Source organism: Variovorax sp. WS11 (genome assembly GCF_010499245.1).
GTDB lineage: Bacteria > Pseudomonadota > Gammaproteobacteria > Burkholderiales > Burkholderiaceae_C > Variovorax.
Map to the genome: position 1 here is coordinate 1,322,251 of NZ_JAAGOW010000001.1, position 13,107 is coordinate 1,335,357.

The 13,107-nt window shown below is 60.7% G+C and carries 6 protein-coding genes, 2 tRNA genes and 2 rRNA genes; 2 read left to right on the forward strand and 8 right to left on the reverse strand.

Annotation, left to right across the window (positions count from 1 at the left end):
• Positions 1-100: 100 nt before the first annotated feature.
• The 8 genes from GXN78_RS06750 to yaaA all read right to left on the reverse strand — a co-directional run bounded on the left by GXN78_RS06750 (position 101) and on the right by yaaA (position 8,990).
• Positions 101-2,971, reverse strand: a 23S ribosomal RNA gene (locus GXN78_RS06750).
• A 319-nt stretch (positions 2,972-3,290) separates the two neighbouring features.
• Positions 3,291-3,366 (reverse strand) — tRNA-Ala (locus GXN78_RS06755).
• Positions 3,367-3,394: 28 nt separating this feature from the next.
• Positions 3,395-3,471: transfer RNA gene (locus tag GXN78_RS06760), tRNA-Ile, on the reverse strand.
• 73 nt (positions 3,472-3,544) lie between these two features.
• Positions 3,545-5,079 (reverse strand): 16S ribosomal RNA (locus GXN78_RS06765).
• Together the 16S and 23S rRNA genes with 2 tRNA genes alongside form the textbook arrangement of a ribosomal RNA operon.
• 501 nt (positions 5,080-5,580) lie before the next feature.
• Positions 5,581-6,438 carry an NADPH-dependent 7-cyano-7-deazaguanine reductase QueF gene (queF, locus tag GXN78_RS06770; RefSeq protein WP_106558605.1) on the reverse strand — a complete coding sequence of 286 codons (858 nt, stop codon included), beginning with the start codon at positions 6,436-6,438 and terminating at the stop codon, positions 5,581-5,583.
• A complete protein-coding gene (locus tag GXN78_RS06775) occupies positions 6,435-7,328 on the reverse strand; it encodes an alpha/beta fold hydrolase (protein WP_106558604.1) in 894 nt (297 codons plus the stop codon). Before GXN78_RS06775 ends, queF begins: the two co-directional genes overlap by 4 nt.
• Positions 7,329-7,365: 37 nt before the next feature.
• Positions 7,366-8,208, reverse strand: coding sequence for a 2OG-Fe(II) oxygenase (locus GXN78_RS06780; RefSeq protein ID WP_106558603.1), 843 nt, complete (start codon positions 8,206-8,208; stop codon positions 7,366-7,368).
• The gene (gene yaaA / locus GXN78_RS06785) at positions 8,205-8,990 is read right to left on the reverse strand and encodes a peroxide stress protein YaaA (RefSeq protein WP_106558602.1); all 786 of its coding nucleotides are present in this window, start codon (positions 8,988-8,990) and stop codon (positions 8,205-8,207) included. Before yaaA ends, GXN78_RS06780 begins: the two co-directional genes overlap by 4 nt.
• An 87-nt stretch (positions 8,991-9,077) precedes the next feature.
• Here yaaA and GXN78_RS06790 point away from each other — a divergent pair, with 87 nt between their 5' ends.
• Positions 9,078-10,052, forward strand: coding sequence for an MBL fold metallo-hydrolase (locus GXN78_RS06790; RefSeq protein WP_106558601.1), 975 nt, complete (start codon positions 9,078-9,080; stop codon positions 10,050-10,052).
• A gap of 93 nt (positions 10,053-10,145) precedes the next feature.
• Entirely contained in the window at positions 10,146-13,052 is a 2,907-nt protein-coding gene (locus GXN78_RS06795) for a valine--tRNA ligase (protein ID WP_106558600.1), read from the forward strand.
• The last annotated feature ends 55 nt before the right edge of the window (positions 13,053-13,107 follow it).

Sequence of the window (13,107 nt, forward strand, 5' to 3'; positions counted from 1 at the left end):
TGAGGTTGGTCAGCACAACGAATTCATAGAGTTGGGAATCAGCTTTTGGTTTTGACTGCGTCACTTGGCATAACACCTTGATCATGCTGATCAAAGTTATAGGGTCAAGCCGCACGAGCAATTAGTATCGGTTAGCTTAACGCATTACTGCGCTTCCACACCCGACCTATCAACGTCCTGGTCTAGAACGACTCTTCAGGGGGCTCGAGGCCCCGGCAGATCTCATCTTGAAACGAGTTTCCCGCTTAGATGCTTTCAGCGGTTATCTCTTCCACACTTAGCTACTCGGCAATGCCACTGGCGTGACAACCGATACACCAGAGGTGTGTCCACTCCGGTCCTCTCGTACTAGGAGCAGGCTTCCTCAAATCTGCAGCGCCCACGGAAGATAGGGACCAAACTGTCTCACGACGTTTTAAACCCAGCTCACGTACCTCTTTAAATGGCGAACAGCCATACCCTTGGGACCGGCTACAGCCCCAGGATGAGATGAGCCGACATCGAGGTGCCAAACACCGCCGTCGATATGAACTCTTGGGCGGTATCAGCCTGTTATCCCCAGAGTACCTTTTATCCGTTGAGCGATGGCCCTTCCATACAGAACCACCGGATCACTATGTCCTGCTTTCGCATCTGCTCGACTTGTCAGTCTCGCAGTTAAGCACGCTTATGCCATTGCACTATCGTCACGATGTCCGACCGTAACTAGCGTACCTTCGAACTCCTCCGTTACGCTTTGGGAGGAGACCGCCCCAGTCAAACTGCCTACCATGCACTGTCCCCGATCCAGATAATGGACCTAGGTTAGAACCTCAAACACACCAGGGTGGTATTTCAACGTTGGCTCCATGCGATCTAGCGACCGCACTTCAAAGCCTCCCACCTATCCTACACAGATCTGTTCAAAGTCCAATACAAAGCTACAGTAAAGGTTCATGGGGTCTTTCCGTCTTTCCGCGGGGAGATTGCATCATCACAAACATTTCAACTTCGCTGAGTCTCAGGAGGAGACAGTGTGGCCATCGTTACGCCATTCGTGCAGGTCGGAACTTACCCGACAAGGAATTTCGCTACCTTAGGACCGTTATAGTTACGGCCGCCGTTTACTGGGACTTCAATCAAGAGCTTGCACCCCATCATTTAATCTTCCAGCACCGGGCAGGCGTCACACCCTATACGTCCACTTTCGTGTTTGCAGAGTGCTGTGTTTTTAATAAACAGTCGCAGCCACCGATTTTTTGCAACCCGTTCATGCTCCGTTGTTCACTTCACACTAATAGGGCACACCTTCTTCCGAAGTTACGGTGTCAATTTGCCGAGTTCCTTCTCCTGAGTTCTCTCAAGCGCCTTAGAATACTCATCTCGCGCACCAGTGTCGGTTTGCGGTACGGTCGTGTGCAGCTGAAGCTTAGTGGCTTTTCCTGGAACCTCGTTCAGTCACTTCACCAGCAAGCTGGCTCGATCGTTGGCCTCGGTATATGTGCGCCGGATTTGCCTAACGCACGCCTACTTCCAACTAAACCGGGATATCCAACACCCGGATGACCTATTAAGATCCGTCCCCACATCGCACTACACATCGGTACAGGAATATTGACCTGTTTCCCATCAGCTACGCATCTCTGCCTCGCCTTAGGGGCCGACTCACTCTACGCCGATGAACGTTGCGTAGAAAACCTTGCGCTTACGGCGAGGGGGCTTTTCACCCCCTTTAACGCTACTCATGTCAGCATTCGCACTTCTGATACCTCCAGCACGCTTTACAACGCACCTTCACAGGCTTACAGAACGCTCTCCTACCACGCACAGTAAACTGTGCATCCGCAGCTTCGGTAACTGGCTTAGCCCCGTTACATCTTCCGCGCAGGACGACTCGATCAGTGAGCTATTACGCTTTCTTTAAATGATGGCTGCTTCTAAGCCAACATCCTGACTGTTTTAGCCTTCCCACTTCGTTTCCCACTTAGCCAATTTTAGGGACCTTAGCTGGCGGTCTGGGTTGTTTCCCTCTTGAGTCCGGACGTTAGCACCCGGTGCTCTGTCTCCCAAGCTGTACTCTTCGGTATTCGGAGTTTGCCTTGGTTTGGTAAGTCGCCATGACCCCCTAGCCAAAACAGTGCTCTACCCCCGAAGGTAATACTTGAGGCACTACCTAAATAGTTTTCGGAGAGAACCAGCTATTTCCAAGTTTGTTTAGCCTTTCACCCCTATCCACAGCTCATCCGCTAGTTTTGCAACACTAGTCGGTTCGGACCTCCAGTACCTGTTACGGCACCTTCATCCTGGCCATGGATAGATCACTTGGTTTCGGGTCTACACCCAGCGACTGGACGCCCTATTCGGACTCGATTTCTCTACGGCTTCCCTATTCGGTTAACCTTGCCACTGAATGTAAGTCGCTGACCCATTATACAAAAGGTACGCCGTCACCCTTGCGGGCTCCGACTTTTTGTAAGCATGCGGTTTCAGGATCTATTTCACTCCCCTCCCGGGGTTCTTTTCGCCTTTCCCTCACGGTACTAGTTCACTATCGGTCGATGATGAGTATTTAGCCTTGGAGGATGGTCCCCCCATCTTCAGACAGGATTTCTCGTGTCCCGCCCTACTTTTCGTCAGCTCAGTACCACACAAGTCTTTTCACGTACGGGGCTGTCACCCACTATGGCCGGCCTTTCCAAGCCGTTCCGTTAAGTCTTGTGCTATCACTAACAGGCTCTTCCGATTTCGCTCGCCACTACTTTCGGAATCTCGGTTGATGTCTTTTCCTCGAGCTACTGAGATGTTTCAGTTCACCCGGTTCGCCTCGCATGACTATGTATTCATCATGCGATACCTTTCGGTGGGTTTCCCCATTCGGAAATCTCCGGATCAAAGCTAATTTGCCAGCTCCCCGAAGCTTATCGCAGGCTATCACGTCCTTCGTCGCCTATCATCGCCAAGGCATCCACCACATGCTCTTATTCACTTGACCCTATAACTTTGACGTTTCTTCACAGAAACCAAAGCCCATCAAGGAATATGTCAGGCCTTTCACCTGACGCGTTATGCCGTCTTCACAGCTCGAATTGCTTCGAAGTGAAGTTCATTTGACGCAATCAAAAATTCTTGTTGCTGATGGCACGGTCCGCACTAAACCTTTACGAATGTGCAGTTTCCATCAGCAACGCTGATTCGACTCTATGAATTTTTAAAGAACAGCCGATTGACCGAACAATCTCGATCAACAACAAAGAAGCCTCGCACTCTCGCACAAGGCCGCTTTGGTGTTGAATGGATATCTACCACGGTGTTGGTGGAGGATGACGGGATCGAACCGACGACCCCCTGCTTGCAAAGCAGGTGCTCTCCCAGCTGAGCTAATCCCCCGATGTCCTCTCACTTGGATATCAGAAGATGGTGGGTCTAGTTGGGCTCGAACCAACGACCCCCGCCTTATCAAGACGGTGCTCTAACCAGCTGAGCTACAGACCCATGGCCGAAACGTTTCGACCTCTTCCAACAACCGATAAGTGTGGGCGTTCAATTTGAACGGCATTGTTTCCAGAAAGGAGGTGATCCAGCCGCACCTTCCGATACGGCTACCTTGTTACGACTTCACCCCAGTCACGAACCCTGCCGTGGTAATCGCCCTCCTTGCGGTTAGGCTAACTACTTCTGGCAGAACCCGCTCCCATGGTGTGACGGGCGGTGTGTACAAGACCCGGGAACGTATTCACCGTGACATTCTGATCCACGATTACTAGCGATTCCGACTTCACGCAGTCGAGTTGCAGACTGCGATCCGGACTACGACTGGTTTTATGGGATTAGCTCCCCCTCGCGGGTTGGCAACCCTTTGTACCAGCCATTGTATGACGTGTGTAGCCCCACCTATAAGGGCCATGAGGACTTGACGTCATCCCCACCTTCCTCCGGTTTGTCACCGGCAGTCTCATTAGAGTGCCCAACTAAATGTAGCAACTAATGACAAGGGTTGCGCTCGTTGCGGGACTTAACCCAACATCTCACGACACGAGCTGACGACAGCCATGCAGCACCTGTGTTACGGTTCTCTTTCGAGCACTAAGCCATCTCTGGCAAATTCCGTACATGTCAAAGGTGGGTAAGGTTTTTCGCGTTGCATCGAATTAAACCACATCATCCACCGCTTGTGCGGGTCCCCGTCAATTCCTTTGAGTTTCAACCTTGCGGCCGTACTCCCCAGGCGGTCAACTTCACGCGTTAGCTTCGTTACTGAGTCAGTGAAGACCCAACAACCAGTTGACATCGTTTAGGGCGTGGACTACCAGGGTATCTAATCCTGTTTGCTCCCCACGCTTTCGTGCATGAGCGTCAGTGCAGGCCCAGGGGATTGCCTTCGCCATCGGTGTTCCTCCGCATATCTACGCATTTCACTGCTACACGCGGAATTCCATCCCCCTCTGCCGCACTCCAGCAATGCAGTCACAGATGCAGTTCCCAGGTTGAGCCCGGGGATTTCACAACTGTCTTACATCACCGCCTGCGCACGCTTTACGCCCAGTAATTCCGATTAACGCTTGCACCCTACGTATTACCGCGGCTGCTGGCACGTAGTTAGCCGGTGCTTATTCTTACGGTACCGTCATGAGCCCTCTTTATTAGAGAAAGCCTTTTCGTTCCGTACAAAAGCAGTTTACAACCCGAAGGCCTTCATCCTGCACGCGGCATGGCTGGATCAGGCTTGCGCCCATTGTCCAAAATTCCCCACTGCTGCCTCCCGTAGGAGTCTGGGCCGTGTCTCAGTCCCAGTGTGGCTGGTCGTCCTCTCAGACCAGCTACAGATCGCAGGCTTGGTGAGCCTTTACCTCACCAACTACCTAATCTGCCATCGGCCGCTCCATTCGCGCAAGGCCTTGCGGTCCCCTGCTTTCATCCGTAGATCTCATGCGGTATTAGCACAGCTTTCGCTGCGTTATCCCCCACGATTGGGCACGTTCCGATGTATTACTCACCCGTTCGCCACTCGCCACCAGGATTGCTCCCGTGCTGCCGTTCGACTTGCATGTGTAAGGCATGCCGCCAGCGTTCAATCTGAGCCAGGATCAAACTCTATAGTTCGATCTTGAATTTAACGTCTCTCGCGAGACAAACTCATAAAAACGGAATTGAAGTGAACTTCACTTCTATTCTCATGAGCATTTAAAGCCTGAAAGGCTTCGTTCCGAAGAACTTGGCCATTCGCCTCAAACGCCCACGCTTATCGGCTGTATATTTTTAACGATCCCCGCAAGCCCGACACATCCCTGTGCCTTTCTTGCTCACCTCGCTGCGATCAGCGAAGCCTTAGATTATTACACGGTTTTTGAAGAACCACCAAACTTTTTTGAAGTTTTTTTATTTTTTAAGAACCCGCCAACCTCTCGATCAACTCGGCCCCCCGCCAAAACCCCCTCACCCCACCCACCACCACAGCCAAGCAAAACCCCTGAGAGCTTCAACTGCCTGCCGTCTTGAGCGGAGCCCTCGATTATGACACGGTTTTCAGCCGATGCGCAATGTCGCTTAACTTTTTCGCGTACACCCCAACGACGCGAGACCCGGACTGCGCCCTCCACCTTCCTATTGCCGCGCCATCCTACTGTTCGATGGCAACGCCTGCGGCCAACTCGTGCGAAACGGATTGATGTCCAAGCCACCGCGCCGCGTGTAGCGCGCATAGACCGCCAGCTTCGTCGGCTGGCAGCGGCGCCAGATGTCCGAGAACATGCGCTCGGCGCAAGGCTCATGGAATTCGTTGTGATTGCGAAAGCTCACGATGTACGCCAGCAGTCCCGCCTGGTCGATCGGCGGCCCGCTGTAGCGGATCTGAACGCTGCCCCAGTCGGGCTGTCCCGTCACCAGGCAGTTGCTCTTGAGCAGCCGGCTGCTCAGGGCCTCGGTCACAGGAACCTGCGTCGCGTCGCTGGACAGTAGCTCGGGCGCAGGCTGGTACTGCATGCACTCGATGTCGAGGCGATCGAGATCGAGACCATCGAGCTCATGGATCTGCTCGCGCTCGAACATCTCGGGGGCCATCAGCTTGACCCCGATGCCCTCCGCCCGCTCGCTGCCCCGCCAGACCGCTTCGCTCAGATCGGCGCGCAGCCGCTCGCGCACAGCCTCCGCATCGGCGAAGACGGTGCTGTTGAAGCTGTTGAGATAGAGCTTGAAGGACTTGCTCTCGATGATGTTGGGCGTCTCGCAAGGCACCGTGAAATGCGCGATCGCCAGCTGCGGCTTGCCGCGCGGATTGAGCCAGCTCAGCTCGAAAGCCGTCCACAGGTCCGCACCGAAGAACGGCAGCGGCCGGGTCGCGATCCCCATGGCTTCGCGCTGCGTGGCGCGCGGAATCGGAAACAGAAGGCCAGGGTCGTAGCGATCGACATAGGTCGCGGTGCGCCCCAGCTGTGATTGTTCAGGTGTGTTGTCGAGACTCATGCACGCTTCTCGGCGGTCTGCATAAAAGGAATGATGTGCCGCAGCAGGATGTCGCAAACCGGCGGCGGCAAGTCGTGGCCCATGCCCGGTACCGAAACAAATTGCGCGCCCGGAATGCGACGCGCCGTGTCCTGGCCGCAGGCGATGGGCACCAGCGGATCCGCGTCACCATGCAGGACGAGCGTCGGACTGGAGATGCGCCCCAGCAGCGCGTGGCGGCCGATGTCGGCCCCGATCGCCAGCATCTGCCGCACGATTCCGCCCGGCCGGTAGGCGCGGCGCAGGCCGCGGGCGATGCGCTCGGTGACGGTCCTTTCGTCCTGTGGATAGGCGGGGCTGGCAATCAGCCGGACGACGCCGAGGCTGTGCGCCATCAGCGCGGCCTCTGTCCGGCTGGCCGGCCGGCGCATCAGCGCCGCAGCCACGTCGGGGCGCGGCCCCGGCAGGTTGCGCGCACCACTCGAGCTCATGATGCTGACCAGGCTCGCCGCGCGCCGCGGCGCGCCGATGGCCAGCCGCTGAGCGATCATGCCGCCCATCGATGCGCCCACCACATGGGCGCGCCGGATTCCCAGGGCATCGAGTACGCCGAGTGCATCGTCGGCCATGTCCTGCAGCGAATAGGCTGAGCGCACCGGCAGCCCGATGCGATGCCGTACGCTCTGCCAGACGAGGTTGCCGGCGCCGGCCTCGTCGAAGCCCTGGCTCAGTCCGATGTCCCGGTTGTCGTGGCGCACGACACGAAAGCCGGCATCGACCAGCGTCCGCACGAAGTCCTCGGGCCAGGCGATCAGTTGCATGCCCAGCCCCATGATCAGCAAGACAACCGGCCGGCCTTCGCCGCCGCTGTCCTCGACCTCGATCTGAATACCGTTGGCTGTGAGTTTCATGACTTGGCGGTCCGCTCCTTGCAAGCAGGCGCGGTGCCTAGCGGAACTCGCGCTCGCGCAACCACTTGGTGGCCACCCATTTCTCGCCCGCCAGCACCGGGGCGCCACCATGCAGGGTGTGCGTCGCCGGATCCGGCCGCTCGTAGCTGAAGAAGACGCCGGTGCCGCGCTTGGGCGCGACTTCGAGGCCCACGTCGGGGAAAGTCGTGGCGCCGCCCAGTTCGGGCTCCTGCAGGTACATCACCAGCGTGGCCAAGCGTTGGCCCCCGCGGCGCAGGATGGTGGGCGTGCCGGGCTCGCCGGGGTCGAAGTAATCGTAGTGCGGCCGGTATTGAGCGCCCGGCGCGTAGCGCAAGACCTGCAAGCCCTCCCCAAACTCGAGCGGCCAGCGCAGCAGCGCGGCGATGCGCTGCTCCAGGCGTGCGACGACGGGGTTTTCCCCGCGCTCGAAGAACATGCCATCGCTGGTGCGATCGACATTGAGCGCCTCGCCGCCCGTCTTTGTCTCGACGGTGAGGGACCGTGCGAGCCGCTGCCGCGCTGCCTGGATCAGGGCCTCGCATTCCTCGTCCGAGACCAAGTCGCCGAACACCAGGACCCGCGGATGGCGCAGGGTCTGGAGCACCTGCACGCGGCGGTCGCCGGTATCGATGTACAAGGGCGCGTTCGACAGATCCGGTCCTGGCATCGAGGCGCGTGCAGGCGCGGCGGCAGCGAGGCCCGCGGCCTGCGCCTCGACCTCTGCGAGCGCCGCATCCGCCGCATCGTCGTGCCAGCCCGCGTCACGCATCGAGGCGCGCAGGCTGGGGATGGAATGCCCGGCCGCAAGCTGGGCGACGACCCATTCCCGCAGTTCGGGGCTGATGGCTTGACCCGTCACGCTGATCTCCTTCGAAAAACGAAGCGCTCCGGCGCCGAGGCCTTCGCGTCGAAGACATAGCCTTCGAGATCGAACTTCTCCAGCACCCTGGGCGTGGAGGCCTTGTGCAGCACGGCCCAGCGCGCCATCAGGCCACGGGCCCGCTTGGCGAAGAAGCTGATGACCTTGTACTTGCCGTTCTTCCATTCCTCGAACACGCACTCCACCACGCGCGCCTTGAGCACGCTCAGATCGACCGACCTGAAGTACTCCTGCGAGGCCAGGTTGATCACGACCGGCGTACGGTCCGCCGCCAGGCGCTGGTTCAGGTACTCGGCAATGCGCGAATTCCAGAAGGCGTAGAGATCCTTGCCGTGCCGGTTGGCCAACTGCGTGCCCATCTCGAGCCGGTAGGGCTGCAGCCGGTCCAAGGGGCGCAGCACGCCATAGAGGCCGCTCAGGATGCAGATGCGTTCCTGCGCCCAGCCGAGCTGGCCCGGGCTCAGCGTCTTCGCGTCGAGCCCGCCATAGACGTCGCCGTCAAAGGCCAGTGCGGCCTGCTTCGCGTTGCCGACCGTGCCCTTGGAAGCCCAGGCTCCATAGCGCGCCACGTTCAGCGCCGACAGCTTGTCCGACAGCCGCATGAGCTCGGCGATCTGCTGCGGCGACTTCTCGCGCAGGATCTTGATCAGCTCGGCCGAGGGGCCTCGGGGTCCCTCGAAGTGCGGCTGGGTGGCGGGCAGGGTGTCTGGCACGGGGGTTTCGTAATCGAGCGACTTGGCCGGGGAGAGCAAAAACAGCATCCGCGAATTATCCGCGGGGCCGAAGCGAGGCGGCGCGAAGGGGGTTAGAGTCCGGCCTGCATTGCAACCCACCCCGAGGAGATCCCGATGAAGGTTGTCCCGCTGGCGCGAACCCGCGCCCTCGTTCTTGCCGTCGCCTGTGCCTGGGCCGCAGCCTGGGCGCCAACGACGCAAGCCGCGGCGCCCCTCGCCAAGGAAGCTGCCCCCGGCTTCTACAGCGTCATGGTCGGCGACTTCCAGGTGACGGCCCTGTCGGACGGCACGGTCGCGCTCCCGGTGGACAAGCTGCTGACGCGCACCACGCCCGAGCAGGTGAAGAAGACGCTGGCCAGATCGTATCTCCAGAGCCCGCTCGAGACCTCGGTGAATGCCTACCTCGTCAACACCGGCGAGAAGCTGGTGCTCATCGACACCGGCGCCGGCGGCCTGTTCGGACCGACGCTGGGCAAGCTGGCCGCCAACCTCAAGGCGGCCGGCTACCAGCCCGATCAGGTCGACGAGATCTACATCACCCACCTGCACCCCGACCACGTGGGCGGCCTCGCCACCGACGGCAAGCCCGTCTTCGCGAACGCGACGGTGCGCGCCGACAAGCGCGATGCCGACTACTGGCTGAGCCAGGCCAACATGGACAAGGCGCCTGCCGATGCCAAGGATTTCTTCAAGGGCGCCATGGGCTCGCTCAACCCCTATGTCAGCGCCGGCAAGTTCAAGCCCTTCGACGGCGACACCGACCTGGTGCCCGGCATCAAGGCCAAAGCCGCCTACGGCCACACGCCGGGCCACAGCCTCTACGTCGCTGAAAGCAAGGGGCAGAAGATGGTGTTCTGGGGCGACCTGATGCACGTGGCCGCCGTCCAGTTCGAGAATCCGTCGATCACCATCCAGTTCGACACCGACTCGCGGCCGGCCGCCGCGCAGCGCCGAAAGGCCTATACGGAGGCTGCTATCCAGGGCTACCCGGTGGCCGGCGCGCACATCCCCTTCCCCGGCATAGGCCGGCTGCGCGCGCAAGGCAACGGCTACATCTGGATTCCGGTCAACTACGCGCCCGGGCGCTGAACCCCGGGACCGGCCGCGCTCGATAAAATCGAGGGCTCCCCCCAACCCCATCGAACGGCATCCTGCGGGATGCCGTTTTCGTCTTTGCACCCCATGAGCGACACCTTGTCCCAGCCCGGCCTCGAGAGCCTGTCCAAATCCTTCGAACCCGCCGCCCTCGAGGCGCACTGGGGTCCCGAGTGGGAGCGGCGCGGCTACGCCGTCGCAGGCTTTCGCGGCACGGGCCAGCCGAAAGAGGGCTCGCCCTCCTTCGCGATCCAGCTGCCGCCGCCGAACGTCACGGGCACGCTGCACATGGGCCATGCGTTCAATCAGACGATCATGGACAGCCTGGCGCGCTACCACCGCATGAAGGGCGACAACACGCTGTGGGTGCCGGGCACCGACCATGCCGGCATCGCGACCCAGATCGTGGTCGAGCGCCAACTGCAGGAACAGAAGATCAGCCGCCACGACCTGGGCCGCAAGAACTTCGTGGCGCGCGTGTGGGAGTGGAAGCAGCAGTCGGGCAACACCATCACCAACCAGATGCGCCGCATGGGCGACACGGTGGACTGGAGTCGCGAGTACTTCACGATGGACGAGAAGCTCTCTAAGGTCGTCACCGACACCTTCGTGCGGCTCTACGAGGAAGGCCTGATCTACCGCGGCAAGCGGCTGGTCAACTGGGACCCGGTGATCAAGACCGCGGTGAGCGACCTCGAGGTCGAGAGCGAGGAAGAGGAAGGCTTCCTCTGGCACATCGCCTATCCGCTCGAGGACGGCTCGGGATCGCTGACGGTCGCGACCACGCGGCCCGAGACCATGCTGGGCGACGTCGCCGTGATGGTCCACCCCGAGGACGAGCGCTACAAGGCGCTGATCGGCCGCAAGGTCAAGCTGCCGCTGGTCGACCGCCTGATCCCGGTGATCGTCGACAGCTACGTCGACAAGGAGTTCGGCACCGGCGTGGTCAAGGTCACGCCCGCGCACGACCACAACGACTACGCAGTGGGCCAGCGCCATGGCCTGCCCATCATCGGCGTGCTGACGCTGGATGCCACCATCAACGACAACGCGCCCGAGAAATACCGCACCCTCGACCGCTTCGATGCGCGCAAGTCGGTGGTGGCCGATCTGCAGGCCCTGGGCCTCCTGGTCGAAACCAAGAAGCACAAGCTGATGGTGCCTCGCTGCGCGCGCACCGGCGCCGTGGTCGAGCCGATGCTGACCGACCAATGGTTCGTCGCCATGACCAAGCCCGACGCCAAGGGCCAGTCGATCGCACAGAAGGCCATCGACGCGGTGCGCTCGGGCGAAGTGAGCTTCGTGCCCGAGAACTGGGTCAACACCTACAACCACTGGATGGAGAACATCCAGGACTGGACCATCTCGCGCCAGCTCTGGTGGGGCCACCAGATCCCGGCCTGGTACGACGCAGAAGGCAAGGTGTACGTCGCGCGCGACGAAGCCGAGGCCCAGGCGCAGGCCCCCGGCAAGACGCTCACGCGTGACGAGGACGTGCTCGACACCTGGTATTCGGCGGCACTGGTGCCCTTCTCTTCCCTCGGGTGGCCCGAAAAGACGCAGGACTACGACCTGTACTTGCCCTCCACCGTGCTGGTCACCGGCTACGACATCATCTTCTTCTGGGTCGCCCGGATGATCATGATGACCAAGCACTTCACCGGCCGGGTGCCCTTCAAGCACGTCTACATCCACGGCCTGGTGCGCGACTCGCACGGCCACAAGATGAGCAAGTCCGAAGGCAACGTGCTGGACCCGGTGGACCTGATCGACGGCATCGCCCTGCCGGAACTGCTCGACAAGCGTGCCCAGGGCCTGCGCCGCCCCGAGACCGCGCCGACCGTGCGCAAGAACACGCAAAAGGAATTCCCCGACGGGATTCCCGCGTTCGGCGCCGATGCGCTGCGCTTCACCTTTGCCTCGCTCGCCTCGCTGGGCCGCAACATCAACTTCGACCCGAAGCGCTGCGAGGGCTACCGCAACTTCTGCAACAAGCTGTGGAACGCGACGCGCTTCGTGCTGATGAATTGCGAAGGCCAGGACTGCGGGCTGCGCGAGCACAGCAAGGAGGAATGCGCACCCGCTCGCACAGACAGTGCGAGCGGCCTCACCATTCCCGCGGGACCGGCCCACGGCTACCTGAAGTTCAGCCAGGCCGACCGCTGGATCGCCTCGCAGCTGCAGCGGGTCGAGGCCGAGGTGGCCAAGGGCTTCGAAGAATACCGGCTCGACAACGTCGCCAACGCGATCTACCAGTTCGCCTGGGACGAGTTCTGCGACTGGTACCTGGAGATCGCCAAGGTCCAGATCCAGCAGGGCGAACCCGCACAGCAGCGCGCCACCCGCCGCACGCTGATCCGCACCCTCGAGGCGCTGTTGCGCCTGGCACATCCGCTGATCCCCTTCATCACCGAGGCGCTCTGGCAGAAGGTGGCACCGGTGGCCGGCCGCCCCGGCGAGTCGGTGATGATCGCGCCCTACCCGCAAAGCCAGCCCGAGAAGATCGACGAGGCGGCCGAGGCCCATGTCGCGCGCCTCAAGTCGCTGGTCGATGCGTGCCGCACGCTGCGCGGCGAGATGAGTGTCTCGCCCGCCATGCGACTGCCGCTCTATGCCGTGGCCGACACGGCGGATGGCAACGCCTTCGTGCGCGAGGCCGCGGCGGTGCTGCAGGCCTTGGCCAAGCTCAAGGAAGTGAAGGTCTTCGACGACGAGCCCGCGTGGGCCGCAGCGGCCGAGGCGGCACCCGTCGCCGTGGTGGGCGACGTGCGCCTGTGCCTGCACATGGAAATCGACAAGGCCGCGGAAAAAGCCCGCCTCGGTAAGGAAATCGCGCGCATCGAGGGCGAGATCGCCAAGGTCAACGGCAAGCTCGGCAACGAGGCCTTCGTCGCCAAGGCGCCGGCCGCGGTGATCGAGCAGGAGCGCAAGCGGCTGGCGGACTTCAGCGCTACCCTGGAGCGGCTGCGCGACCAGCTTGTGCGCCTCGGCTGACACATCCTGGACACGGAGAGCTTTAGTATTCGAGCTCGGCGCCGCCGGGCGCCGC